The organism is Paenibacillus polymyxa, assembly GCF_015710975.1.
Taxonomy (GTDB): Bacteria; Bacillota; Bacilli; order Paenibacillales; family Paenibacillaceae; genus Paenibacillus; species Paenibacillus polymyxa.
In genome coordinates, this window is the sequence record NZ_CP049783.1 from 2,173,766 (window position 1) to 2,200,273 (window position 26,508).

23 protein-coding genes and 2 pseudogenes are annotated in these 26,508 nt (G+C 48.0%); 17 read left to right on the forward strand and 8 right to left on the reverse strand.

Features of this window, described 5'->3' with window-relative positions; translation table 11 throughout:
• Positions 1-279 precede the first annotated feature (279 nt).
• Entirely contained in the window at positions 280-1,293 is a 1,014-nt protein-coding gene (locus G7035_RS09780) for a LacI family DNA-binding transcriptional regulator (protein ID WP_013373617.1), read from the forward strand.
• 181 nt (positions 1,294-1,474) lie between these two features.
• Here the strand turns inward: G7035_RS09780 and G7035_RS09785 are convergent, their stop codons facing one another.
• Positions 1,475-2,431: a sugar kinase gene (locus G7035_RS09785; protein ID WP_019688917.1), complete on the reverse strand. Its 957-nt coding sequence runs from the start codon at positions 2,429-2,431 to the stop codon at positions 1,475-1,477.
• Between the two features lie 340 nt (positions 2,432-2,771).
• Here G7035_RS09785 and kduI point away from each other — a divergent pair, with 340 nt between their 5' ends.
• The 7 genes and pseudogenes from kduI to G7035_RS09820 form a co-directional block, all read left to right on the forward strand.
• Positions 2,772-3,602: a 5-dehydro-4-deoxy-D-glucuronate isomerase gene (kduI, locus tag G7035_RS09790; RefSeq protein WP_017428648.1), complete on the forward strand. Its 831-nt coding sequence runs from the start codon at positions 2,772-2,774 to the stop codon at positions 3,600-3,602.
• Positions 3,603-3,676: 74 nt separating this feature from the next.
• Entirely contained in the window at positions 3,677-4,321 is a 645-nt protein-coding gene (locus G7035_RS09795) for a bifunctional 2-keto-4-hydroxyglutarate aldolase/2-keto-3-deoxy-6-phosphogluconate aldolase (protein ID WP_013373614.1), read from the forward strand.
• Between the two features lie 49 nt (positions 4,322-4,370).
• The gene (kduD, locus tag G7035_RS09800) at positions 4,371-5,147 is read left to right on the forward strand and encodes a 2-dehydro-3-deoxy-D-gluconate 5-dehydrogenase KduD (protein ID WP_019688916.1); all 777 of its coding nucleotides are present in this window, start codon (positions 4,371-4,373) and stop codon (positions 5,145-5,147) included.
• 245 nt (positions 5,148-5,392) lie between these two features.
• Positions 5,393-6,631, forward strand: a complete 1,239-nt coding sequence (locus G7035_RS09805; protein ID WP_019688915.1) for a CynX/NimT family MFS transporter — start codon at positions 5,393-5,395, stop codon at positions 6,629-6,631.
• On the forward strand, positions 6,612-7,763 hold the full coding sequence (locus G7035_RS09810; protein WP_019688914.1) for a winged helix-turn-helix domain-containing protein: 1,152 nt from the start codon (positions 6,612-6,614) through the stop codon (positions 7,761-7,763). The genes G7035_RS09805 and G7035_RS09810 overlap by 20 nt, the downstream gene beginning before the upstream one ends.
• 91 nt (positions 7,764-7,854) lie before the next feature.
• Positions 7,855-9,222 carry an MFS transporter gene (locus G7035_RS09815; protein WP_019688913.1) on the forward strand — a complete coding sequence of 456 codons (1,368 nt, stop codon included), beginning with the start codon at positions 7,855-7,857 and terminating at the stop codon, positions 9,220-9,222.
• 68 nt (positions 9,223-9,290) lie between these two features.
• Positions 9,291-9,479, forward strand: a pseudogene (locus G7035_RS09820) (GNAT family N-acetyltransferase); the annotation flags it as partial.
• 129 nt (positions 9,480-9,608) lie between these two features.
• Here the strand turns inward: G7035_RS09820 and G7035_RS09825 are convergent.
• Entirely contained in the window at positions 9,609-10,817 is a 1,209-nt protein-coding gene (locus G7035_RS09825; RefSeq protein WP_115293086.1) for an IS110 family RNA-guided transposase, read from the reverse strand.
• A gap of 246 nt (positions 10,818-11,063) precedes the next feature.
• Between G7035_RS09825 and G7035_RS09830 the strand changes: the two are divergent.
• Together G7035_RS09830 and G7035_RS09835 are read left to right on the forward strand one after the other, a co-directional pair.
• Positions 11,064-11,462 (forward strand): annotated as a pseudogene (locus tag G7035_RS09830) (GNAT family N-acetyltransferase); the annotation flags it as partial.
• A gap of 315 nt (positions 11,463-11,777) precedes the next feature.
• Positions 11,778-12,938 (forward strand): cation:proton antiporter, encoded by a 1,161-nt coding sequence (locus G7035_RS09835; RefSeq protein WP_019688912.1) that lies wholly within the window; start codon positions 11,778-11,780, stop codon positions 12,936-12,938.
• 111 nt (positions 12,939-13,049) lie between these two features.
• On the opposite strand, the gene G7035_RS09840 is transcribed toward G7035_RS09835, so the two are convergent.
• Positions 13,050-13,685 (reverse strand): NAD(P)-dependent oxidoreductase, encoded by a 636-nt coding sequence (locus tag G7035_RS09840; RefSeq protein WP_019688911.1) that lies wholly within the window; start codon positions 13,683-13,685, stop codon positions 13,050-13,052.
• Between the two features lie 259 nt (positions 13,686-13,944).
• Here G7035_RS09840 and G7035_RS09845 point away from each other — a divergent pair, with 259 nt between their 5' ends.
• Positions 13,945-14,898 (forward strand): alpha/beta hydrolase, encoded by a 954-nt coding sequence (locus G7035_RS09845; RefSeq protein WP_019688910.1) that lies wholly within the window; start codon positions 13,945-13,947, stop codon positions 14,896-14,898.
• A gap of 96 nt (positions 14,899-14,994) precedes the next feature.
• On the opposite strand, the gene G7035_RS09850 is transcribed toward G7035_RS09845, so the two are convergent.
• Positions 14,995-15,492 carry a DUF1036 domain-containing protein gene (locus G7035_RS09850; protein ID WP_016822728.1) on the reverse strand — a complete coding sequence of 166 codons (498 nt, stop codon included), beginning with the start codon at positions 15,490-15,492 and terminating at the stop codon, positions 14,995-14,997.
• Between the two features lie 247 nt (positions 15,493-15,739).
• On the opposite strand from G7035_RS09850, the gene G7035_RS09855 reads away from it, so the two are divergent.
• From G7035_RS09855 to G7035_RS09865, 3 genes are all read left to right on the forward strand, one after another.
• The gene (locus G7035_RS09855; protein WP_019688909.1) at positions 15,740-16,297 is read left to right on the forward strand and encodes a glycerol-3-phosphate responsive antiterminator; all 558 of its coding nucleotides are present in this window, start codon (positions 15,740-15,742) and stop codon (positions 16,295-16,297) included.
• Between the two features lie 51 nt (positions 16,298-16,348).
• Positions 16,349-17,842 carry a glycerol kinase GlpK gene (glpK, locus tag G7035_RS09860; RefSeq protein WP_019688908.1) on the forward strand — a complete coding sequence of 498 codons (1,494 nt, stop codon included), beginning with the start codon at positions 16,349-16,351 and terminating at the stop codon, positions 17,840-17,842.
• Positions 17,843-18,069: 227 nt separating this feature from the next.
• Complete coding sequence (locus G7035_RS09865) at positions 18,070-19,773, forward strand: glycerol-3-phosphate dehydrogenase/oxidase (protein ID WP_019688907.1); 1,704 nt, start codon at positions 18,070-18,072, stop codon at positions 19,771-19,773.
• 151 nt (positions 19,774-19,924) lie between these two features.
• Here G7035_RS09865 and G7035_RS09870 read toward each other — a convergent pair whose 3' ends face one another.
• Together G7035_RS09870 and G7035_RS09875 are read right to left on the reverse strand one after the other, a co-directional pair.
• Positions 19,925-20,602: a CidB/LrgB family autolysis modulator gene (locus tag G7035_RS09870; protein ID WP_016822732.1), complete on the reverse strand. Its 678-nt coding sequence runs from the start codon at positions 20,600-20,602 to the stop codon at positions 19,925-19,927.
• Positions 20,599-20,970: a CidA/LrgA family protein gene (locus G7035_RS09875; protein WP_016822733.1), complete on the reverse strand. Its 372-nt coding sequence runs from the start codon at positions 20,968-20,970 to the stop codon at positions 20,599-20,601. Before G7035_RS09875 ends, G7035_RS09870 begins: the two co-directional genes overlap by 4 nt.
• 131 nt (positions 20,971-21,101) lie before the next feature.
• Here G7035_RS09875 and cidR point away from each other — a divergent pair, with 131 nt between their 5' ends.
• Entirely contained in the window at positions 21,102-22,007 is a 906-nt protein-coding gene (gene cidR, locus G7035_RS09880; protein WP_025366094.1) for a cidABC operon transcriptional activator CidR, read from the forward strand.
• A 63-nt stretch (positions 22,008-22,070) separates the two neighbouring features.
• Here the strand turns inward: cidR and G7035_RS09885 are convergent, their stop codons facing one another.
• Together G7035_RS09885 and G7035_RS09890 are read right to left on the reverse strand one after the other, a co-directional pair.
• On the reverse strand, positions 22,071-22,244 hold the full coding sequence (locus tag G7035_RS09885; RefSeq protein ID WP_013373596.1) for an aspartyl-phosphate phosphatase Spo0E family protein: 174 nt from the start codon (positions 22,242-22,244) through the stop codon (positions 22,071-22,073).
• Between the two features lie 134 nt (positions 22,245-22,378).
• Positions 22,379-23,455, reverse strand: coding sequence for a diguanylate cyclase (locus G7035_RS09890; RefSeq protein ID WP_019688906.1), 1,077 nt, complete (start codon positions 23,453-23,455; stop codon positions 22,379-22,381).
• Positions 23,456-23,623: 168 nt separating this feature from the next.
• On the opposite strand from G7035_RS09890, the gene G7035_RS09895 reads away from it, so the two are divergent.
• Together G7035_RS09895 and G7035_RS09900 are read left to right on the forward strand one after the other, a co-directional pair.
• On the forward strand, positions 23,624-25,996 hold the full coding sequence (locus G7035_RS09895) for an ATP-dependent DNA helicase (RefSeq protein ID WP_019688905.1): 2,373 nt from the start codon (positions 23,624-23,626) through the stop codon (positions 25,994-25,996).
• Positions 25,986-26,495 (forward strand): MarR family winged helix-turn-helix transcriptional regulator, encoded by a 510-nt coding sequence (locus G7035_RS09900; protein ID WP_019688904.1) that lies wholly within the window; start codon positions 25,986-25,988, stop codon positions 26,493-26,495. Before G7035_RS09895 ends, G7035_RS09900 begins: the two co-directional genes overlap by 11 nt.
• The last annotated feature ends 13 nt before the right edge of the window (positions 26,496-26,508 follow it).

Consider the following 26,508-nt stretch of genomic DNA (forward strand, 5'->3'; position numbering starts at 1 on the left):
TAATAATTCGGGTTAGCTAGAATCTAGCTTTTCGATAGAGTTGTATACGTGGAGGTAGTTCAAGAGAACATCTTGAGCTGCCTCTTTTTGCTGCATAGAGAGGAAATAGCAGAGAACCAGAAACTGTATATGAAAAAAACGCGCAGTGGCGCCACAGGTAAGTTTTAAGCTCAGAATATATCATAATGGCATTCATAAATAGAAGTATGGTAAATTTACTAAAAGAAAGATATACTTTTGTTGCACTAACGCAGTACATGAAAGACAAGGAGTGTACCGATGAAGAAGCCGACGATTGAAGATGTTGCCCAGAAGGCGGGAGTGTCTAAAAGCACTGTCTCGCAATTTCTGAACAAACGATATAAATATATGAGCGACCAAACCAAAGACCGGATCGCCGAGGTTATTCAAGAGCTGAACTATCAGCCTAACGGGCTAGCCCGTAGCTTGAAGCAAAACCGGACGTTTATGGTGGGAGTCATTGTAGCCAACATTGATTATACGCTGTCGATTCAGTCTATCCGTGCGATTGAGGAGGAATTGCAGCGCTTTGGCATACAGGTGATTATTTGCAACGCCGATGAAAACCCTGACAAGGAAAGTCAGTATATTGAGATGCTCAAGGCCCGTCAAGTGGATGGCTTAATCATTTTCCCGACAGGAAAGCATGCAGACATTTACAACCAGCTCATTCGTGAAAAATATCCATTGGTGTTTTTGGACCGCTTGGTGGACGGTGTCAATACACGTAGCCTGCTGTTGGATAACGAAATGGCGATTAAGCTGGCGATTCAGGAACTTGTGGCTCACAAGCATGAACGAATTGCACTGATTACCTTGCCCCTTGGTTTGAATCGGATTACTCCACGAGTGGAGCGGCTCAGCGGATATAAGAAGGCGCTGGAGGAGCATGGCTTGCCATTTCGTGAAGAATATATGCACAGTGTGCCGAGAGAAGAAATCCAGCAGACATTGAAGGAGCTGTTCCAACTGCCGGAGCCGCCGACTGCATTGTTGGCCGGGAATGATATCGTGTTGGCTGAGGCGTTAAAGTATGTGAATGCTCGCCGTATACGCATTCCGGCAGAGCTGTCCATTATCGGGATTGACGATGCGGAGTTTGCTCATATTTACAATCCGCCAATTACGACCATTACACAACCGATTGCGGATATGGGGAAGCAGGCGGCAAAAACGTTGCTGTCCAGCATTGAGGAAGGCGGCGAGTCGGTTCCGATTATTTACCGATTTGTGCCGGATATCAATCGAGGAGAATCTGTCAAAACGCTGTAGATGAGCACCATACCACATATTATAAAAATAGCCCGTATTCCTTTGTGTGACCTGAGTATGCGCATGCTGCTCAGGTCACACAAATGTGAATACGGGCTATTGGAAGTTAAGGCTGACTTGGATGCGGCCTTGTTGAGCTTGCGCTCGTAGCGGTGAAGGTTAGGCGGGGAATGAGCCCAGACTAATTCGTGCTGGCGCTGAGCAAAAAAGATTCCAATTCGGCTCGTGTCGGATAGCCGTCCATGTCTCCAGCGGACATGACAGCCAGCGCACCAAGTGCATTACCACGCTTGACCGCTTCAGCCAGGGGTAATCCCTCCAGCAGCGCGCTGATCACACCTGCGGCAAAGCCGTCACCTGCGCCGACAGTATCCACGACATGATCTACGCGGAAACGCTTGACATATCCCTCTGCATCTGCGGATTTGTAATAGGCGCCTTCGGTTCCCAGCTTGATGATCACCAGCGAGGTGCCGCGATCGAGGTAGAACGAAGCGATATCTTCAGGCGAAGTATAGCCTGTTAGTATTTTACCCTCATGGATGCCTGGCAGCAGCCAATCGCAACCCTCGGATGCTTCGTTAATCGCCTCCACCATCGTTTGTGTGTCAGGCCATAACTTGGGTCTGAGGTTAGGATCGAAGGATACGGTTTTGCCTGCCTTTTTCATAAACTGCTTCGCATGTCGAGCGAAGTCGCGGCATTCAGGGGAAAGTGCGACAGAAATACCTGTAAAGTGTAGGTGGCGAGCCCCGGCAAAATAAGCTTCGTTAAAATCAGCAATGCTTAGTGTGGAAGCGGCGGAATGCCTGCGAAAATATTCGACCTCAGGGTCGCCGCTGGTAACTTTGGATTTAATCAGCATCCCGGTAGAGTGGTCTTTGGTAAACATAACATTTTGGGTGTCAATCTTCTCCTGACGCAGTGCATCGGCAATGAACTTGCCGAACGTATCCTTGCCGAGCTTGGTCACGAGTCCAGCTCGTAGCCCCAAACGCGACAAACCGGCCGAAACATTCGTCTCCGCCCCGGCCAGCGCTTTGGTAAATGAACGCACCTCATCCAGAGAGCCTGCTTCATTGGCGTAAAACATAGCCATGGGTTCTCCAAAGGTAACAGCATCCAATGTTGCGGTCATTTGAATTCCTCCTTATGTTTAGTAAACTAAATCTGTAAGCGTATGCACCGCTTGAATAAAATGAAATTATCACATAAATCGGTTTTTCACAATGAGTAAGTTGATATATTTGCTAAAAACTTTTTGGGCAATGTAGATAAAAAAATATGATTTTGTTTATCAAAAGGTAAAAATCGTGTAAAAATCCGCGAATATTAAGGCTTTTTCTAGGAATGATGAAGTTTTGGGTTGACACACTCTTAGATAATTATTACAATTCTAGCTAAGAAGTAGAGTTAGAAACCGCTTTTATAACAATTCCGTTGATAAAAAAGTTTATCTAAACAGGAGGAATGTTTTTATGGAAATGCGTTATTCAACTCATCCCGAACATGCCAAGCATTTTACGACTGAAGAGTTGCGTCAGCACTATCTGATCCAGGAGCTTTTTGTACCTGAGGAAGTAAAGCTGGTCTATACGCATGAAGATCGTGTCATTATCGGGGGCATTCATCCCGTGAATAAATCTGTTGCACTGGAAGGTAGCGATCAAATCAAAGCGGAAACTTTCCTGGAACGCCGTGAACTGGGTGTTTTTAATGTCGGCGGCAGCGGTACGGTCAAGGTGGATGGTGAAACTTACGAGCTGGCCACAAAAGACTGTCTCTACGTAGGTAAAGGTGCTAAGAAGTTGATCTTTGAAAGCGATTCCAGCGAAAAGCCTGCGAAATTTTATATCGTTTCAGCCTTGGCTCATACCACGTATCCAACGACGAAGCAGTCTTTTGCCGATGTGCCGTCTGAAAGTCTGGGTTCGCAAGAAACAGCCAATAACCGTACGTTACGTCGCTTTATCCATGACGAAGGCATTCAAAGCTGCCAGCTGGTTATGGGGATGACCACGTTGGAGAACGGCAGTGTGTGGAACTCCATGCCGACACATGTTCATGACCGTCGCATGGAAGTGTATTTCTATTTTGAACTGGACGAAAACGCCAGAATGTTCCACCTGATGGGTGAGCCGAACGAAACACGCCATCTGGTCATGAAAAATGATGAAGCCGTTATTTCTCCGCCTTGGTCTATCCATTGCGGTGCAGCTACAGGCAGCTATACCTTCATTTGGGGCATGGCCGGTGAAAATAAAACATACAAGGACATGGATCAGGTAGCCATGAGCGAGTTGCGTTAATCATTGTATTGGAACGTAGACCTGCAAGCGGCTGAGGAACCATGGTCATCCCATTCGTGGAAAGGATCAGGAACATGACGAAAAAGAAAGTTTTGGAACATATTACTTCGGTTGGTGTTGTCGCAGTCATTCGGGGAAACACAGCGGAGGAAGCGTATCAAATGTCCAAAGCCTGTATTGAAGGCGGCTTGGATAATATTGAGCTTACGTTTACCACGCCAGATGCGGATCAGGTCATTCGAAGATTGAGAGACGAATTTAAGGATCGGGCCGTTATTGGTGCAGGAACTGTACTGGAGTCACTGACGGCGAGAATCGCTATTCTGGCTGGAGCAGAGTTTGTTGTGAGTCCTTCTTTTGAAGAAGAAACAGCGAAGCTATGCAATTTGTACGCTATTCCTTATATGCCTGGCTGCATGACGCTGAATGAGATCAAGGAAGCCATGAAATTGGGTAGTGATGTTGTGAAGTTGTTCCCGGGCAATACGATGGGGGCGGACTTTGTTAAGGCCGTGAGAGGGCCAATGCCTCACGTGCAGATTATGCCAACCGGTGGCGTTGATCTGGATAATATGGAAACCTGGCTGCGTAACGGCTGTGTGGCCGTGGGAATTGGAGGCAATTTGACGGCTCCAGCCAAGGAAGGTCGCTACGACTTGATCACAGAAAATGCAGCGCGTTATGTGGCTAAATACAAAGAAGTACGTGCAGCGTTGTAGGCTTCAGAAAATATAGGTTTTTATACTAATTTGTGATGGAGGCGTAGGTATGGGTCTGGACGATTTTTCATTGGATTTTTTCAGTCTAAAAGGTAAAACGGCGATTGTAACAGGAGGCAACAGTGGATTAGGTCAAGGATATTCCGTAGCTTTGGCCAAGGCAGGCGCAAACCTGTTCATTGTAGCTAACAATGATGATTATGAAGAAACAAGACGTCTGCTGGAGCCAACGGGTGTGAAGTTTGCTTTTCACCAGGCTGACCTGACTGAGAAAGCATCCATTAAAAAACTTGTAGAAGAGTGTGTCAAGGAATTTGGCAAAATTGATATCCTTGTCAATAACGCGGGTACGATCCGCCGCGCTCCTTTGCTGGAGTATAAAGATGAAGATTGGGACGCTGTTATGGAAATCAACCTGAATGCTGTATACCATTTGAGCCAGGAAGTGGCGAAGATAATGGTAGAGCAAAAAAGCGGGAAGATTATTAATGTCGCTTCTATGCTTGCTTTCCAGGGCGGCAAGTTCGTTCCGCCATATACAGCAAGCAAGCACGCAGTAGCTGGTATAACCAAGGCATTTGCGAACGAACTGGCGGTTCATAACGTTCAGATTAATGCGATTGCTCCTGGTTATATTGCTACAGCGAACACAGCTCCAATTCGTGCGGATGAAAGTCGCAATCAAGAGATTTTGTCACGTATTCCTGCGGGTCGTTGGGGTGATCCGTCTGACCTGATGGGGGTTGTTGTTTTCCTCGCCAGTCAGGGTTCGGACTACATGAATGGTCATATCTTGGCGGTGGATGGCGGCTGGCTGGTACGTTAAGCAGAGCTACTCACATCGAAGTTATGAACTGAAAGCTGCCTCAAAAGGAAATCATCCTTTCAGGCAGCTTTTTTGTATGATGAAGTGATAAGCTGATTTTAAAATTGGGGCGCTGTGTCGATCCGTCCTATGCATATGGCACGAATGCCTTTATAATTTAATGAGATAAAAATTGCCTAGGCTCCAGCCGTTACACTTGGTTGGAGCCTTTGAGCATAATACAGAATGGATTGGAGAATGGAGAGATGAGTTCACAGCAACACCAACGAGCTTTGGTATACAAATCGTTGTGGCATGCAGGTCCTTGGGTGCTTGCCGCAGGGATCATCCTGGTAGGTGCCAATCTGCGCGCCTCGATTACTTCGGTAGGACCTCTTATCGGTTTGATTAAGGATTCTTTGCATATTTCGAATACACTAAGTGGTCTGTTAACGACGTTCCCGCTGCTTGCTTTTGCACTGTTGTCGCCTTTTGTAGCCAAACTGTCGCGGCGCTTCGGGTCTTCCCTTATTATTTTTGCGGCCTTGCTGCTGTTGACCGCAGGTATTGTAGTGCGCTCGACGCTGGGGGTGACTGCATTATTTGTCGGGACTGCGATGCTGGGACTGGCTATTGCTGTGTGCAATGTTTTGCTGCCCAGTTTGATCAAAGAGGAATTTCCACGCAACAGCGGACTAATGACCGGCGTATATTCCGTATCCATGAATGTGGTCGCTGCAACAGCATCCGGTCTGAGTATACCGCTGGCTCTGAACGGAGGAATGGGCTGGCGCGGTGCTTTGGGGATTTGGGCGATTGTCGGTGTCCTAGGTATTTTACTTTGGGTGCCGCAGCTCCTTAAGGCGCGCCGAACGGCTAGTCAAGCGGTAGTATCTGCCCGAACGGTGAATGTGTATAAATCGTCTTTGGCTTGGAAGGTAACGCTGTTTATGGGGCTGCAATCTGCCCTGTTCTATGTTCCTGCTGCCTGGTTTCCCGAAATGATGAGCGGACAGGGAATGGATTCAGAGACTGCGGGATGGATGCTGTCTGTGATGCAATTTTCGCAAATGCCATTTACTTTTATTGTGCCTATTTGGGCGGCGCGAGTGAAGGATCAGCGGATATTGGTTCTGATTATGGCTGCGCTCTATTTTATAGGTCTGGGTGGATTTCTGCTCGGGGCTACACAGTGGAGTGTGATTTGGGTCATTTGTATGGGTATAGCGGGTGGTTTTGCTTTTCCGCTAGTTATGATGTTCTTTAATTTGCGGACGCGAACACCGCAGCAGGCAGCAGAGCTGTCAGGTATGGCGCAATCCTTTGGTTATTTGCTAGCAGCGACTGGGCCGACGCTGTTCGGCTATTTGCATGATGCGACACGAGGCTGGACAATTCCGCTGCTTTTACTCTTGTGCCTGAGTGTTCTGCTTATGTTTACAGGGCTGGGTGCAGCTAAGAAACGATATGTCGGAGGCGAGGTGGATGATCAGGCTGCAATTTGATGCAGATGGCTACAGTGTGGTCTATAATGCAGATCGTGTTATGTTGTTGGCTAAAGAGTTTGCGTTGTTGCGCTTTTTATACGATAACCGGAATCAGGTGTTCACCCGGGAACAACTGCTGGATCGTGTGTGGCCACTGGAATATCCAGTGGAGCGTACAGTGGATGATCATATCTATAGATTGCGCAAAAAACTTAAGTCATGGAATGGACTCCGTATTCATACGGTCAGAGGATATGGCTACAGCTTGACCCTGACTGGCATACAACCACGAAATCATCCTTCTTTGCACGATCAGGAAGTACAGGACGCCGTTCATGGACTTTTTCGAAAGTATCACCTGCTGGGGCAAGGCGATTCCATCGTAGCGCTGGCTGAACAGCAGGAGCAGATGGGTTTCCAAATGTCTGCCTATTATCAAATGTATACCCGTTTTGTACAGGCGGATGTAGCTTGGTTTTTGAAACAAGAGGATTTTGCACCCGCAGACCGTTTGTATTGGATGTTGCTGCTTTATACGTGCACCGCAGGGGTAACGGATCAAGGGCTTGCCCTATGTGAGCGTGCGCTTGCCAGCGGATTGCTGTCCAGTGATCAGGAGCGGGAATTACGTATCCTCAATATTCTGGAGGCTTACGTGGAGAATGGACAACCTGAACGCGCACAGGAAGGTCTACCACTGACCTTCAAGGTTATGGTGCGGGATGATCTTGATAAATTTGTGATGCCAGTTGCGCTCATGGAGATGTACATGCATCTGGTCGCCAATCATATGGAAAAGGCTGCCGAACTGTCTGATCGTCTGGAAGGCATGCTGTCAGAGGCTCCGTATTTGCGCGAACTGGGCCGTTATCGCTTGCTGCGCGGACTTATGCTGTTGCGTACTGGAGATGTGGACCAGGCCGAGAGGCTCATGGATGAGGGGCTGGTCACCCTTGATATGGCAAAACAGGAACTGCTAAAGATCAAAGCGGTTAGTCAAATTCGCAGTTTCTTAAAGTTGTGCGGCCCGTATCCCATGCTGGAAGAGAAGTATGCGGCTCAATACGATCAACTTGATCGGGACAATAGCTTAACACTGCGTCGTTCGGAGCTGAGGTGCTGGCTGGAGCAGATCCTTTTTGTGGCCTGATTTTTTTAGCTGTCTGATTTTCCTCTGATATAGGCCCGCTAGAATGTTCTTATTGCTAAAGAAGCAGATAATGAGAGCAGGGTGAGTAGAAATGAAGGAAAAGAAAGAATTGCAGTCCACGCCTAGCATTTGGCGTAATGGCCATTTTCGGCGGATGTTTGCGGCACATACGGCTGCTTCCTTTGGTGATTGGTTTGATGCTATCGCCATTCAGGTGCTTGTTGCTTACCGCTGGGAAGCTGACCCGATGCTGATTGCGCTGATTCCGGTAGTTATGGCGCTACCGGGTCTGCTGCTCGGTTCCATTGCAGGCACGTTAGCCGACCGGGTACATAAGGCCCGACTGATGATCGGCTGCGATGTAGCTGTCGCCTTATTGACGCTGACGATTCTCGCCGTCCCTGGTCCGGTGTGGCTGTTGCCTTTGCTCGGCTTGCGCGCGGCTGCGGGCGTATTCCAGATGCCGTCACAGCAAGGCTTGACCCGTACAGTAGTCGCCAGTGGCGATCTGTTCCGTGCAACCTCACTGAATGGGCTGGTCAACCAGGCTTCCAAAGTGGCGGGACCATTGCTGGGCGCCATGACCTTGACTGTGCTGTCCCCGCAAGCATGCATTATCCTAAATGCACTGCTGCGCCTCTGCTCCGGCCTCTTGCTATGGCCGCTGCGCGGAATCGGTCCGGCGCTGGCCAGCACAGACCAGCAAGCGGTTGCTGGTGCTGACGAGCAGCTCGGAAAGTCGACATCGGTTACAGCGCATGGGGCTGATGATGCCAAGATGCAGGGAGAGCCTGCTCGCGTATCCCGTTTTTTCAGCCAGTGGCGGGAGGGTTGGGCGTTCCTCTGGCGCAGTCGAATGCTTTTGCATACGCTCATATTCGGGCTGTTCGGCTTGATCGCCATTCTTATGATCGACTACCAGTTTCCTACGCTGCTGCGAGTGCTCGCCCCAGGCAACGAATCGCTGCTCGGCTGGCTAGTTTCAGCCATAGGTGCTGGCGCAGTCGGCTGTATGCTTGTGCTTAATCGCTTGAATCGTATAAGCGCAGGCTGGGGACTCGGTGGAGGGTATGTGCTGATTGGCGGAGCGATTGCCGCTTTAGGCTGGGCGCAACCCGGGACAGGACTACCCGTACTACTTACGATCGGGGCCATGCTAGGTGTGGGGAATGGTCTGTACATTATCACCCAGAATTACATATTACAAGCCAAAACCCCTGCTGATATGGTGGGGCGTGTCTTCGGTATTCAAAGTACCGTGATTGGAGCGATCATGGTCATTTCGCCGCTTACCGGGGGAGTATTGATCCGAATAGCAGGGGCAGGAACGGCTTTTGTCTGGATCGGGATGTCTGTTGGAATCCTGGGTTTGGCAGGACTTCTGCTTCAATCTGTAATTTGGCGCGAGTCTCTTGCTGATCCTCCCCCTTCGACTGAACAAAATGTCGATCTAGCGTAATCGTTTGCTTCCATTTAAGAAATTTATATTATTGTAGCATCAATATTTTTAGCATAGGAGAGATCGAGTTGACTCAAAATTATTCGTCCGCAACGCCAGTGGCACGACTGCTTGAAGGATCACGAGTGTACTTGCGTCCCATTAACGTGGAGGACACCGAGCTGTATTATAATACGTTGTTTCATCAGGAAGTGCGGAGGCTGACGGGCACACAGCGAAGCTTTACCAAAGACCAAATTGCTCGTTATATAGAAGCCATACCAGCTAATAGCTTGTCAAGATTACCAGTAAAGTGATTCTAAATCATGTGGTATAGTTAAAATGAGCATGCCAAATAACCCTCCAATTTCCGTTGTGTCTTGGAAGGTTATGCCAATGATAATCTTTTAAATTGGACTAAATTCCTTTTTGTTTTTCAAGATTGCATAAAGCCAATGGATGAGCTTATTTGCACATGCGATTAGAGCTACTTTATGTGGTTTTCCTTCTGCTCTCTTGCGATCATAGAACGCTTTGAGTCGCATATTTCGGGAGCGTATAAGCCCACACTGGACAGCCATTACCAGTGCGTAACGCAACTGCCTGGAACCACGTTTCGTGATTCGGTTTCGAGTTGCTGTAAATTTACCGGAAGCAAAGACACTCGGGTCAATGCCTGCAAAGGCGACTAGCTTTTTAGGATGATCAAATCGGTCGACTTCTCCAATTTCAGATAAAATTGTTGCCGCAATTTTATGCCCAATACCGGGAATCGACTGAATTAATTCATACTCTTCAATTTCTTCGGCCAGAGCATCTATGTTCTGTTCCAATTCAGTAAGATGCTCTTGATACTGAAGAATGAGGGTAATAAGGACTTTCAAATTGATTAAGTGGCTAGCATACATGGTTTGCTGAAACGGGTTTTGTTTTGCCGCATCTAGCAGTCGTTGAATCCGTTGGTTAATCCAGTCCTCTGAACGCCCTCGTTTCGAAGAAAGCAGTTCTTTCATCTTAGCTTTGAGTGTATTTTCATCTGTCTGCAAAACTGAATATGAGGTTGGGAATTCACTTAAAAACCGTAGTGAAACACCGGAATACATAGCTCCAAAGACGCCTTTGTAAGCCGGGAAAACCTGATCTAAAACAGCTTGGAATTGTAGTTTAGTCTGTACACACATCTTTGAAAGAGAATCATATTGTCTTGTAAGATAGCGCAGATTGAGAAGTTGCACCCCTCTTTTTTTAAAAGGTTCAAACTCTTCCTTGTAGTACAATTCTCCCAATAGGTAAGCGTCAGCAGCATCCGTCTTTACTTTACGAAGTTGAGACTTTCTAAGCCGATTTGAGATGAGCGGATTAATGATAATGTAAATGTAGTGATGTTCTTCTAGGAACTGAACAACGGGACTTTGGTAATGGCCGGTTGCTTCTAGAATAAGCAGAGGACGTAGTTTGGATGCAGTCTCAACATCCTTCAAAACTTGATGTAAATTTGCTAGGCCATCACGAGTGTGCTCGAAGTGGAATGTCCCTCTGAAGGGCTTTCCGCGCGCTAAAAAGGCTTGTCCATGACTTTCTTCTTTTGAAATATCTAGACCGACAACTGGATTCATTTCATCTCTCCCTGTAAGTTTAGATTCCCCGGCATCCCTAAGGTTCTTCTTGTCGCTCCATAGCATCGCTTGTTATACGGGATCTTACGTCCCAACCAGCCTCAATCATGGTCATGACAAGTAGGGCGAACACTATAGCGCTCGGGATCAAGTCCCACGGGCAGGTACGTTCGACCAGGCTACCTTAATCCTCTATGCAAATGAAAAAAGGATCAACCAGAAAGAACTGGTTGATCTCATAATACGAAAGGGCAGGATTCCTCAAGCCTGCTGCTGCTCATTGCACTTCAGGAAGATGATCGTGTCATCGGGGATATTGCGCTACAGGATATGGATAGCCTGAATCACAGCGCCAATATCCGTATTGCGATCAATGAGCATGGGGATCAAGGCAAAGGCTACGGCACCGAAGCGCTTGTGCTCATGCTAGGCTATGGATTCGGTATTTGTAACCTGCATCGGATTGAGCTGAATGTATTTGATTTTAATGAAAAGGCCATCCGCTGCTATGAAAAAGTAGGCTTTCAACGTGAAGGTGTGCAGCGGGATGCTTTATTTTACAATCACCAATACCACGATTCGATTTTGATGAGTATGCTGCAGCATGAATATCGCGACAGATATGTGAAACAAGCAGAAAGTTGAATCAATACGTTTACACGGGTTTGCAGAAGAGATATAATTAAAAGATAAAGTTACTTGTTTGCGCAAGGATAACCGACAACATCAAATGAATATATGAATTACCGGAGGAGCCTGTCACCAAGGCTCCTTTATGTCTTTTTAGGGGAACCTGTGCTGTATGTCGGGTTTCCCTTTTTATTTTGCGAGTTGTTGGTCTGTTTAAGGTCAGACACATATTTTGGACGATTGTTCTGCATTTTATGATTATCCGTTTTCTTCAATTGTAGATGATGTGCAAATGAGTTCAAGGATTAAATAAAAGGAGGTTATTAACCTATGCAATTTATATTGTATCTTCTTTTGATTCTATTGTTTACAAAAGTAGCCGGTCATTTATCGGTTAAGCTCGGTCAACCTGCAGTATTGGGGAAGCTGATCGCTGGTATCGTGCTGGGCCCAGCAGTTTTGGGATGGGTACAAAATGATTCGCTGATTCATGACATGTCTGAAATCGGCGTGTTGCTGTTGATGTTCATTGCCGGGCTGGAGACGGATCTGGATCAGCTTCGGCGCAACTGGAAGCCTGCGGTAGCAGTGGCTGTCGGGGGTATTATTTTGCCGTTACTCTGTGGTTTTGGCGTTGGTGAAGCCTTTGGATTTTCCGTGCATGAAGGATGGTTTTTGGGGATTGTCTTGAGTGCTACTTCCGTAAGCATTACAGTGCAAGTGCTCAAGGATATGAACAAGCTAAATACCCGAGAAGGCTCGACCATTTTGGGTGCGGCAGTGCTGGATGATGTGCTTGTCGTGGTGCTGCTTGCGGTCATGATGAGTATATTCGGTATGGGCGGAGAAACTTCGCTGGGACTTCTTGTCGGCAAAAAGCTAGTTTTCTTCGTAGTAGCTATTTTAGGTGGCTGGTTCGTTGTTCCATGGATTATGAAAATACTTGCCCCCCTCAAAGTGACCGAAGCTGTGATTACTGCTGCGTTGGTCATTTGCTTCGGTTTTGCGTATTTTGCAGATTTGATGGGTATGGCGGGCATTATCGGAGCTTTTGCTGCCGGGATTGCCATTTCGCAAACAAGCTTTAAGGCTGTCGTAGAAGAAAAGGTGGAGCCCATCGCTTATTCCATCTTTGTGCCAGTATTTTTTGTCAGCATTGGCTTAAATGTATCTTTTGAGGGAGTGGGGCAGCAGCTTGGGTTTGTTGTTGTTTTGACCCTGATAGCACTGGTGACGAAGTTGGTCGGAGGAGGCATCGGCGCGCGGCTGACAGGTTTTAATACCCGTTCCTCGCTTGCGATTGGTTCTGGCATGATATCTCGCGGAGAAGTTGCGCTTATTATCGCAGCCACCGGGCTGCAAACAGGTCTGCTGGCACAACAGTATTTTACATCAGTCATCATTGCCGTTATTTTGACGACCTTGGCTGCACCTCCAATTCTTAAGCTAAGTTTTAGTGACAGGAAGACTGTAAGCCGAGTTAAACAGTAGAAGATTGGACGAACCAGACATACAGTAAGACCCTTCTGATTCATTTTCCAAGCAGGATGGAAAGTGATCGAAGGGTCTTTTTATGTTGGAATGTTCGGTTCGGTCGTAGAATTAGGACTCGGATACGACGGTGAAACGTTGATTCAAATGTTGTGGTTTTTCAATTTCGTCTACTACGGCAACTGCATAATCTTCATAGCTGACATAGCTTGCACCTTTGGAATTAACCAGTAGTGTGTCTTTGCCCACTTGGTAAGAGCCTGTACGTTGGCCGAGAGCAAATTCCGCGGAAGGACTAATAAACGTCCAGTTCAGGTCGCTGGTACCGCGTAGAATTTCCAGGTTCTTTCCTTGGTTATGAGCTGTTGGATATACAAAATCAGGGAAGTCGGGAGTATCCTTGACCAAGAGTGTCTGAGATTCATCCGTAAACAAGCTGCCTGCACCACCTACGACAATCAGGCGAGTACCGGATACATGGCGGAGAGCCTCAATCAGCACATTACCTGCATCTACATGCAGATGCTCTTGTCCGAACGGAGCGGCAAAAGCATTAACAACGGCGTCAAAACCTTTCAGATCATCTGTTTTCAGGTCAAAAACGTCTTTTTGTACTACAGCTGCGCGATTATCCGTTACTTTAGCTGGGTCACGGACGATGGCGGTTACTTCATGCCCTCTGTCTAATGCTTCTTTTACGATATTACTTCCTGCTTTACCGCCTGCACCAATAACTGCAATTTTCATAATAGAATAGCCTCCTAAAAAATAATTTGGATGATTTATTGGCTTAATTCATGCGTTGTATGATGTTCATACTTGAACTTTAATATGTAACCATTATAGTTACAACATAAAATAAAAGTCAAGCTCTTCTTTGGGCAAAATAGAGTCCTCCGATTGGAAAGAGAGGAACTCGTTTAAATATAAGGTGATACTGAATGAATAAATGTAAACCATATTGAATACATGTAGACCGCAAATAAGAAAGGAAGAGTGAAACGATATGAGTAAAAAAGTACAGCTGGAGCCCGCAGCGCAAAAATTCGCAGACGATAATGCCAAGCCTCCGTTTCTGTATGATTTGGGTCCTGAAAAAGGACGTGAAACGGTCAATGAGGTTCAATCCGGTCCAGCAGATAAACCTGCCGCAGATCTGGAGGATCTGTCGATTCCAGGTGGCCCTGGCGGTGAGGTGAAGGTCAGAATTGTTCGCCCCCAACAGGTGACAGGTGATCTCCCGGTGATTGTATATATCCACGGAGCAGGCTGGGTATTCGGTAATGCCCATACGCATGACCGTCTGATTCGTGAATTGGCAGTAGGCACACAGGCAGCTGTTGTATTCCCTGAATACAGCTTGTCACCTGAAGCTAAATATCCGACGGCGATTGAGGAAATTTACGCGGTCGTTCAATGGGTGGCACAGCATGGGCGCGAGCTTGGGCTGAAGCCCGATACGCTAACGATCGCCGGAGATAGTGTCGGTGGTAACATGACTGCAGCTGTAACTCTGCTGGCCAAAGAACGCAGTGGCCCTGCCATTCGGCAACAGTTGCTGTTCTATCCGGTGACGGACGCTTCTTTTGATACGGAATCGTACCATGAGTTCGCCACAGGGTATTTCCTGAGCCGTGAAGGGATGCAATGGTTCTGGGATCAATATACGACAGATCCTAACGAACGGGCGCAGATCACGGCGTCCCCGTTACGTGCTACCACGGATCAGCTCAAAGGGCTACCACGTGCGCTGGTTATTACAGGCGAGGCTGATGTGTTGCGTGATGAAGGGGAGGCTTATGCGAACAAGCTGCGTGAAGCTGGGGTAGATGTAACCGCTGTACGCTTTCAGGGCATCATACACGATTTTGTGATGTTGAACCCATTGTCGGAAACCGCGGCCAAGCGCGGTGCGATCACGCTTGCTACCTCGTGGCTGCGCCAAGGGTTTGGGGGCTAATTGTATAGACGAGTGAAGGAATACACAGTTAGTATGTAAGGAAGCGCCTCCCAGCCCATGAAGGGAGGTGCTTCTTTTGGTTCTGTTTATTTAATTCTATTTGCGTTTACCATATAGCGGTTTTCTATTCTTGCCTAACTTCCCTAATTTTCCAGGTGATTTTATAAAGCTGAACTTCCCTAATTTAAAATTGGTTTTTCTTTTTTTCGCCACTAGAGTACGTCTTGACTTAGATGCACTTTGGGTACTATCTACAAGGTTTAGAGTGTAGTTTTCAAAATTGCCAACATTGATCTCCTCGAACCCCACGCTTCTACAGCCCTGGCCCTGGCAACTTGCTATCCAGCATCTTGTGAAAGCCTCTCTAGGAACATCTGTGTAGAAATCACCACCCCACGAATTACCAAAACTGTCATGTCCGTAGACATAAAACGTTTGGTTTGCGGCTGATCCAGCTACAAGAAATGCGCGTCTACCGGGTTCTATACGGTACCACCCTCTCTTAGCATAGGTGATAGGACTACAACCAGAATCATAGTATCCAACGGCAACTGAAATAGGGTTAGACGTACTGTTACGAACATAAAAACCCATTCTATTCACTCCATTCTATGAAAGATTAATATCAATCTATGCGAATTCTCTGAAAAAGTAATAGACATACGGACAACCAAAAAGTACAAAAAAAGAACATGAGATGATCCATGGATGTGGTTTATAAATAAAGGAATATATGGAGTGTAAAGGGATATTCTTATGGAACCGCTTCACGTTCGTCGACCAGAGTGATAATATAAAATTTGAACGAATTTGACCGCCATTCGGCCTAAGGAGGATATCCATGCCATTTCAGGGACAACGCATTTTACCTGCAGCTAAGCACATGAAGCAGTTGGAGGATATTTTGGACAGCTCTTATGAGTATGCTGTTTTTCTGGATACGCATGTAGCGCAGTTGCGCAACTTGTACCAGATGGCAAGGAGCCGCAACAAGCAGATGCTTCTGCATGCCGACCTGGTGCAAGGTTTGAAGAATGACGAGTATGCCGCTGAGTATTTGTGTCAGGAGATTAAGCCATTTGGGATTATCTCGACCCGTTCCGGGGTGATTGCAACCGCCAAAAAAAAGGGAATTCTTGCTGTACAGCGAGTGTTCCTGCTGGATACGATTGCGCTGGAAAAAAGCTACGCACTGGTGGAAAAAACGCGCCCCGATTATATTGAGGTGCTGCCTGGTGTTGTGCCACCGATGATTGCGGAGGTCAGTGAACGTACAGGGATTCCCATTTTGGCTGGCGGACTTATTCGTACCCCTGAGGATGTGGAAGCGGCGTTGGCAGCGGGAGCTGCAGCGGTTACGACCTCCAATAAACAACTGTTTGAGCACTATAAGCGATAGCTTTTTTTGAATCAAGTAGGCAACCTACATAATAAGCAAGGAGATTGGAAAATGACGGAGCAGTACATTCTTGCCTTGGATCAGGGCACAACCAGTTCGCGGGCCATCTTATTTAACCGGCAGGGAAAAGTAGTGTACAAGGCACAACGGGAGTTCCCGCAGTATTTTCCCCAGCCGGGATGGGTGGAGCACAACGCGAATGAAATATGGAGCTCTATTTTGGCCGTCATCGCCTCTTGTCTGTCGGAATCAGGTGTGAAAGCCGGTCAAATTGCTGGAATTGGCATTACCAATCAACGGGAAACTGTGGTGGTGTGGGATAAACATACAGGCCTGCCGGTATATCATGCGCTGGTATGGCAGTCACGGCAAACGGCCGGGATTTGCGAGGACTTGAAAGGCCGTGGACTTGATCAAACTTTTCATAGCAAAACAGGGCTGCTCATTGATCCCTACTTTTCGGGTACCAAAGTCAAATGGATACTCGACAACGTTGAAGGAGCGAGAGCCCAGGCGGAACGCGGAGAGCTGTTGTTCGGTACAATCGATACCTGGCTGATCTGGAGACTGTCTGGCGGTAAAGCGCATGTAACGGACTATTCCAACGCTGCTCGTACGCTAATGTACAACATTTATGAGCTGAAATGGGATGAGGAGCTGCTGGATATTCTCGGCGTTCCTGCGTCTATGCTGCCGGAGGTGAGGTCATCCTCCGAAATATATGCGAATACGGTGGATTATCATTTTTTTGGACAGGAAATTCCCATTGCCGGAGCGGCGGGCGATCAGCAAGCAGCTTTGTTCGGTCAGGGCTGCTTTGACAAAGGCATGATTAAAAATACATACGGTACGGGCTGCTTTATGCTGATGAATACCGGAGATGAACCCTGTGAATCGAAGCATGGACTGATTACGACCATTGCATGGGGGTTGAACGGTCAGGTGAAGTATGCGTTGGAGGGCAGCATTTTTGTAGCCGGGTCTGCTATTCAGTGGCTGCGTGACGGGCTGCGTATGTTCCGCGAGGCCAAAGACAGTGAAGCGTATGCGGCGCGGGTGACCTCAACGGAGGGTGTATATTTTGTCCCAGCCTTTGTGGGTCTTGGCAGCCCGTATTGGGACAGTGATGTGCGCGGCGCGACCTTTGGCTTAACACGGGGAACATCCAAGGAGCATTTTATACGAGCGGTACTGGAATCGCTGGCCTACCAGACCAAAGATGTTCTAACCGCCATGGCGAGCGACTCGGGTGTACCTGTGCGCTCATTGCGTGTAGATGGGGGCGCAGTGATGAACGAGTTCCTGATGCAGTTCCAGAGTGATATTCTCGATCTGCCTGTGGAACGACCTGCTGTGAACGAGACAACTGCACTGGGGGCGGCGTATTTGGCAGGGCTGGCAGTCGGCTTCTGGGACAGTTTGGATGAAGTCCGGGGATATGCTCAGAGTGACCGAACCTTCACTCCGACCATGAGTGAAGAAGTGCGGGCTGAACGATATGGCGGCTGGAAAAAGGCAGTCCATGCCGCGATGGCGTTCAAGTAAAGGTGGTTTTACGACAGTAGGCAGTCAGCTGACAACAGGCAGATTCCCCTTTTCATCGTGTACTGTGTATGCTACGATATAGATAAGTTAATACTCGTCAGGAGACTTGGAGAGACCATGAACCGCTCGGCATCCGCCGTAGCGATGTTCGTGGTCTTTTTTTGTATCTTTTGGTGATTCGGTGTCAGATGGCAAAGCAGACATGTACGAAATTGGAGGGGTAGATGATGGGAGAACAGGGATTTGCTGCACAGGAGAGAACAGCTGTTTTGGAACGTATGGGGCGTGAGCATTTTGATATTTTAATAATTGGTGGCGGCATTACAGGGGCGGGAATTGCGCTGGACGCAGCGGATCGTGGTTTGAAAACGGCTCTGGTGGAAATGCAGGATTTTGCAGCAGGTACATCCAGTCGTTCTACCAAGCTAGTGCATGGTGGTCTTCGTTATTTGAAACAATTTGAGGTTAAGATGGTAGCCGAGGTCGGGAAGGAACGAGCTATCGTATTTGAAAATGGTCCTCACGTGACCATTCCGGAGCGTATGCTGCTTCCTTTTCACCAGGGTGGCACATTTAATGCATTCACCACCTCGATTGGTCTGCTGGTGTATGACTTCCTCGCTGGCGTGAAGCGTAGTGAGCGCCGCCGCATGCTGGACATCCAGGCTACGCTGGAGCGCGAGCCTTTGCTGAAGAGAGAAGGACTGAAGGGAAGCGGTAGTTATGTGGAGTACCGCACAGATGATGCTCGCCTAACGATTGAGGTGATGAAGGAAGCCGTTACACGAGGGGCGCTGGCAGTGAACTATGCCAAGGCTGACAAGCTGCTGTATGACAGCGGACGAATAAGCGGCGCCAGTGTAACCGATCGGATCACGGGAAAACCATACGAGATCAGGGCTTCGCTGGTCATTAACGCTGCCGGGCCATGGGTAGATACATTGCGGGAAATGGATCGCTCCAAAGAGGGCAAGGTGCTTCGCCTGACGAAGGGTATCCACCTGGTATTCGATGCTGGGCGCTTCCCGCTTCAACAGGCAGTGTACTTCGATACACCGGATGGACGCATGGTATTCGCGATCCCGCGTGATGGCAAAACCTATGCAGGTACGACCGATACAGTATATGAGGGGGATACGTCGCATCCCCGGATGACCGCCGAAGACCGGGCGTATGTGCTTCAAGCGATCAACGGGATGTTCCCGGATGTGAAGCTGACGGTTGCAGATGTGGAATCCAGTTGGGCAGGAGTACGCCCGCTCATTTATGAAGATGGTAAAAGCCCTTCGGAAATTTCGCGTAAGGACGAAATTTGGGAATCCCGTTCAGGTCTGATCACGATTGCAGGCGGCAAGCTGACAGGCTACCGGAAAATGTCCGAACTCGTCGTGGATCGCGCGGTACGGGAGCTGGGCCGCTTGCGTGGGCAGAGCTTTCGGGCATGCCGCACGAGGCATATCCCGATTTCGGGCGGCAATGTAGGCGGCTCGGCGGGCTGGGACGCTTTCGTGAGCAAGCAAGCCGCAGCGGGTGCCGCGCTCGGTCTGTCGCCAGAAACCGCCAGAGCATGGGCTGCTCGCTATGGCTCAAATGTGGAGCGACTGTTCGCCATAGCGACACGGAGCGTGAAGAACGCCACCGAGACGGAAGCGGCGTTGCCTATAGAAGTGCGTGTTCCACTTCTGTACGCGATGGAACAGGAAATGACGGTGACACCGTCTGACTTTTTCATACGTCGCACTGGAGCACTGTTCTTTCAGATTGACGAGGTGAAGCGCTGGAAGCAGGCTGTCATTGCATGGATGTCCGAGTACGCAGGCTGGAGCGCCGAGCAAGAACGCCAATATACGGCTGAGCTGGATGCTTATCTGTATGAAGCTGTGACACCTGTAGAGGTAGGGGCGGAACCCAGCGCTGTTAAAGCCATCTGATACAACGTGAGGGATGCGTATCCTTTACCGCTCCGCTTCTCTACAATCGTTTCGTTTCTCACCACTGCTTTAAGCGAAAAAGGGTCCTACAAAACAAAAGCAGCGATTCTCTATTCATAAGAGAATCGCTGCTTCATTGTATACAGATGGCTTACAGCATCAGGTGGAACAGGAATGGGGCAGCCGCCAAGGTAAAGAGAGCGGCGAGCACCATCGAGATGCTGGAAATCGTACCTGTCAACGAACTGAACTCGAACGCTTTGGAAGTACCCGTACCATGAGCACCGGTACCAAGCAATACCCCGCGTGAAACCTCATTTTCAATCCGAAACAGTTTGACGATCATCGGGCCGATAATAAGACCGCTCAATCCGGTCAGAATAACGAATACAGCCGTGACCGTCGGATTACCGCCAATCGTTTGCGATACATTCATCGCAATAGGTGTCGTAATGGAGCGAGGAATCAGGCTGCTCAGCAGCGAGGAGTCCAGGTGCATCCACTTGGCGAGCGCCATGGAGGACAGCACGGCTACGACAGATCCAGATAACACGCTAAGCACGATTTGAGCCGCGTGTTTTTTTAACACAGGGAAATATCGGTACAAAGGGACAGCAAATGCAATCGTAGCTGGCTGTAGCAGCATGGATAGAAAATGAGCGCCTGAATTATAAGAACGGTAGTTCACACCCGTCAGCGTCAAAATCAAAATGATAACCACAGGTGTAATGAGCAATGGGGACAAATACACCTTGGGCAATGTGCGGTACATGCGTTTGGCCATCCAGTAAATAGCAAGTGTTAATATAATACATAGAAGACCGGTCATGATGATTTATGCTCCTTTCGTTTGCCAAGCAGACTGGCGATCATACCTGTGCAGGCCATCACCAGGAAGGTGCCGAGCAGCACGACCAGCATAATGCTCATGCCGTCGTGTTCCAGCATCGGCCAATAATTCATAACGCCAACAGCGGAGGGAATAAAGAATAATAGCAGCTCGGCCAGCAACCAGTTAGCGCCAACCTCGATCCAGCTTAGTCGAACCACGCCCGTTTGCAGCAGAATAAAGAGAATCAGCATACCGATGATACTACCGGGTACAGGCAGGTGGAGCCAGGAGACCACCGCGTTCAGGATGAGCGAAAAGGCCATCAGGACGGCGATCTGAAGGACACCGCGTATGAAGCTTTTCATATATAAAGTCTCCTATCTTCGAGATCCGTTATTTTCAAACTGTAATGAAATTTTACATCACAAGCTTTCATGAGTAAAATGCATATAAAGAATGAAGTCTATTCCGTTTGTCTATGGAAGAAGGTGTAGCTTTGGATATCCGACATTTGCAATATTTTCTGGAAGTCGCGCGGTTGCGCAGCTTTACGAAGGCAGCCCAGAGCATGTTTATTACCCAGCCGACGATCAGTAAGACGATTAAAAGCCTGGAAGAAGAATTGGGAGTTACTCTGTTCGATCGGATTGGCAAAAAAATCGAACTGACGGATGCGGGCAAGGTCATTGAGCTTCAGGCCCAAGCGATTGTGAAGTCCTTTCAGAGCCTGTCCTCGGAACTGAGTGATTTGATGAACCTGAAAAAAGGACATATCCGCATTGGTCTGCCTCCTATGGTCGGATCGAGCTTTTTTCCGCGTGTCATTGGAGAATTTCACAAGGCCTTTCCCGATGTAACCATTCAATTGTTCGAGGATGGAGCGAAGAAAGTGGAGCAGGACGTAGAAGCTGGCGCGCTGGATATCGGGGTGATTGTGCTGCCACCGGTTGGCGATATGTTCGAGACATTCCTATTTGTGGAGGAAAAGTTGAATCTGCTCGTTCATCCTACACATGCATTGGCTGAGTGCAAGGAGGTGCCGCTATCTGCGTTAGCAGAGGAGGCGTTTGTGCTGTTCCGTGAGGATTTTACGCTGCATGACCGTATCATTGCCGAATGTGTTCGTGCCGGCTTTCAGCCGCGTGTAGTCTACGAAAGCTCTCAATGGGATTTGATTAGCGAAATGGTTGCTGCCAACCTGGGAGTAGCGTTATTGCCAGAGGCGATATGCCGGGATTTGGATTCCGAACGTTTGCGTGTTCTTCCGCTGGTGGACCCTGTCATTCCTTGGCATTTGGGGATGATTTGGCGGAACGATCGGTATCTGTCCTTTGCTGCCAGAGAGTGGATATCCTTCACACAGCGATTGTTGCGGACAGAATATGGCGGAAGTCGTCGGTGAGAAGGACGGAAGTGGCTTACATCATAAAAAAGCTGCCCTGAGGGGCAGCGAAGTAGCTTGCTTTTATGAGTGTGTTTGGTTGATTGCGCGCTTGGTGTGAAGGTACTTGTCCATAATACGGTCAAGCCTGGAGGATTTGTCCAATACACGTTCATCTCTTAATCCGTGTAAGTCAGCCATGCGATTCAGTTCACGGCGTTCTTTTTCCATGAGTTTTTCCAATTGTTCGAGGTTCACAAAGCCCACCCCCCATGTCGATTGTAAGGCATGTCTCCACTAGCGGCAGAAGTTTTTTTGATAACGATGTTATTTCCATTTTACCACTTTTTATTAACATTAATCCAGCTTTCCTGACATTTAGCGACTAATAATTATGGTTTTGCCAACTTTACCCGATTGCGTCCTGACCGTTTAGCTTCATATAATGCTTCGTCTGCTTTTTCGAGTAAGTGCCTTGATGCAATGACAGGAGAACTGCCTGCTCCGATGGATACGGTTAAAGAGATTATGGTTCCGTCATTCAAGAGAAAACATTCATTTTCCACAGCTTTCCGAATCTTCTCAGCAAAGCTTGCCGCCTTTTCGGTATCACAATCTCCGAGTAAAATTGCAAATTCCTCTCCGCCCTTACGGGAGGGATATGCTCTTGTTGTAGATTCCCGGTTTAACAGAATTCCCAGTTGGCTTAAGACGGTGTCTCCGTTCAAATGGCCATACGTATCATTAATTTTTTTAAAGTGGTCAATATCTAGCATCACGAGTCCAAAGGGTTTTTTTGTAGTCTTGGAAGCATGAAGTACCTCTTCGAACAGCGCATCAAAAGCACGCGGACTGTATAACCCGGTTAAATGATCCCGGTTTGCAGCTTCTTCCAGCAGATGAATAGCCCGTTCTGTTTTTCTGATATGGGACATCATAAAATAAGTGAACAAGCCGCCCAGCATCTTAACGGTTGTGATTATTATAATAGTTTCCGAATTCGGAGGATTAGCCACAAAGAAAGTAGATAACAGCGACACAACAACAGCTCCAAGCACGGCTGACATCCATTTGCTGAGTGTTAGCCTTTTTTCTCGAATAAAGATAAGTGAAACGACTAATGTCATGAAGCAATTGACAGTAGCAGTCAAAGAAATATCCGTCCAACCTCCAGTGATGTAAATACGGTACAGGCTTATGATCAGGGTGGTCAGCAGACCGGATACCGATCCCCCCATATAAACAGATATGATAATCGCCAGTTGGCGCAGATCAACCACAAAGTGCCCACGGATCCATAAACCGGTCATCATTAACAGAATGCCAAACAGACCCAGCATTAAACCGTTCATTACCCGATGAATGAGTGCGTGGTTTTTCAGGTAACGTTCATATTTCCGGGAAAATAAATTTCCAAAGAATAAGAAGCTCGTTAATAACGCAAAATTGTTAATTAATTCTTTTAACATATCCCTGTCCTTTATGCTGTAATGTGAATTGTAGTATCGTTGGGAATAAAGTAAAAGGCCTCGTTTCTATATTTCGGTAAAAAGTAGATATGAATGAATACCAATCGACCACAAACGATTCTTATGTCCCTTACGTTTCGTTGATCTACGTGGTACAGTGTAAGGACTATGACCGGAACGGGTGATCGTATGAAGGAACCAATTCACATTTCGGTGCGTCCACTTGTGGAATATGTGCATCGAAGTGGCAGCATTCAGAGCGGCTTTCGTTCGAATAGCAGTATGCAGGAAGGAACTCGCGTGCATCAGGTTATCCAGAAAGGTTACAAGGAGCATGACCGCAAAGAGGTGCATTTACGTACAGAAATTTTGTATGAGGGTGAATTGTTTATCATTGAAGGCCGCTGTGACGGACTGATTGAGCTGGATGGCGTATGGACGGTTGATGAAATTAAATCAATCTCTCAGCCCCTCGAAGATATTCAGGGGGACGGCCAGCCGGTGCACTGGGCACAAGCATTTCTGTATGCCTATATGATTGCTCGTGAGGAACAGCATCATTCCATGCAAGTTCAACTTACTTATGTACAAGCACACAGTGAAAATATTCGCCGCTTTAGACGGATGCTAGCTTTTGCAGAGCTGGAGGCTTTCGCTCAGGAAATGATTGCTGGTTATGCACCGTATGCATTCCTGCTGAGAGCACATGCGGAGAAGAGGGATACCAGTATTGCTATGTTGGAGTTTCCTTTTGACACGTATCGCTCAGGTCAACGAACTCTAGCGGGTTCGGTGTATAAGACGATTGCCGAAGGGGTTAACCTGTTTGCCAAAGCACCCACAGGTATCGGTAAAACGGTATCCACTTTGTATCCTGCGATTAAGGCGATCGGCGAAGGACTGGCTAGGCGAGTATATTATGTAACGGCGCGTACCACCACTCGGGCAGCAGCTGAAGAGGCATATGCCCGAATGCAGGCCCGAGGTCTGCACATGCATGTGGTAACGTTGACGGCGAAGGATAAAATTTGCTTCAAGGATGAAAATGATTGTGATGCAGGAGCATGCAGCATGTGCGAGGGCTATTACGACCGGATTAACGGTGCGGTGTCCGATATTTTGGCGAATGAGACGTTAATGACGCGGGCGGTGATTGAGCATTATGCGCGCAAGCATAAGGTATGTCCCTTTGAATTTTCGCTAGATGTGGCGTATGCCTCGGATGGTATAATCAGTGATTATAATTATGTTTTTGATCCACGAATTTCTCTGAAAAGATTGCTGGAGGAGCACAAGCGAAAAGGCGTTGTGCTGGTGGATGAGGCACATAATCTGGTGGAACGCGGTCGGGACATGTTTTCGGCGGAAATCCTGAAATCTTCTTTTTTGGAACTGAAGAGAGAATTTAAGTTGCTTAGCCCTGAGATTGCTGCGGCTGCGAGTGCAGTGAACGCACATATGATTACGCTGCGCAAGCTGCATGCAGATACAGGAAAAGCAGTGGAAACATCAGCACCGCAAGGGGTGCTAGAGCTGTTAGTGCCTTTTGTGGAGGCAGCTGAACGTGAACTGGTGGCGGGGAGCAGTACAAGCCGCGCAAGCAGTGAGGGGACGGCCTACGCATTGCTTCTGGATACGTATTTTACCGCTCAAAATATGCTGCGAATCGCTGCTCTATACGATGAACGTTACGTTACTTATATTGAAGCGGGGCGCAGTGAGGTGAGGATCAAGCTGTTCTGCCTCGATCCTTCGCATTTGCTGGGACAGGCTGTAAAGAACTACCACTCAACTATATATTTTTCGGCGACATTGACACCGCTTGCTTATTATCGGGACATGCTCGGAGCAAGCGAGGAAGACTATACGTTACAGGTCCCTTCCCCTTTCCATCAGGAGCAATGGGATGTACGCCTGCTGCCGCTCTCCATCCGTTATCGGGATCGTGAGCGTTCCAAAGGGGCGATTGCCGATATGCTGGCTGGATTGGTTGCTGAGCGGAAAGGGAACGTCCTTGTGTTTTTCCCGTCTTATCCGTATCTGCGTGAGGTATATGAGGAGTTCATGCTTCGGGACGTGTCTGCAGATACGTTGGTACAAAGTCCAGGTATGACCGAACCGGAGCGTGATCGGTTCCTGGACACCTTCCAGCCTGGGCAAGAGCGTACCCTGCTTGGGTTTGCCGTACTGGGGGGTGTGTTTGCTGAAGGCGTCGATTTACCGGGTGATCGCTTAAACGGGGTAGTGGTCGTCGGCGTCGGCTTGCCGCAAATTGGAGCGGAGCGGGACGTGCTGCGGGATTATTTTTCGGAACAGGGACGAAATGGTTTCAACTATGCGTATGTATATCCAGGGATGAACAAGGTTCTTCAGGCAGGTGGCAGACTTATTCGCACAGAGCATGACGAAGGGCTGCTGGTCCTGGTAGATGATCGTTTTGCCAAGGAGCCATATGCTTCTTTGCTGCCAGACGAATGGAAAAGCTACCGTTTGACGGAACAAGCGGGATTAAGGAAGGAATGGATGGACTATGAATTTTAATTTTCATAATGATTCCATACGCGGGGTGCTGCGTAACTTTGGACATGAGGATGCCGAAGTAGATAATATAGAGACTTTTGTGACATTTGCGCGCTTGGCTAACGGTATTTTCAGGGAAATGGATACAGATTTGACCAAGTTGGGGGCTTCTCAGGGACGGATTATTGTTCTTAGCCTGTTGCATTGCCATGCGCCGCATCGCATGACACCATCGGAGTTAGCCGAAAAAGCGGATGTCACGCGTGGAACCATGACGGGGTTGATCGACGGATTAGAGCGAGATGGCATGATTGAACGTGTGGCTCATGAGAGTGACGGACGGATGGTGACTGTCGGCTTAAAAGAGGCAGGACGAGAGCTATTAAGTAAGATAGTCCCTTATTATACGAAGCTGATTCGGTCATGCATGTCTGAGTTTACGCCACAGGATCATAAGATGATGAAGGGTTTGCTTGGAAAAATGAAAAACGGTTTTGAGCGGTCGTTGCCGAAAAGCTGAATCCCTGATGTCG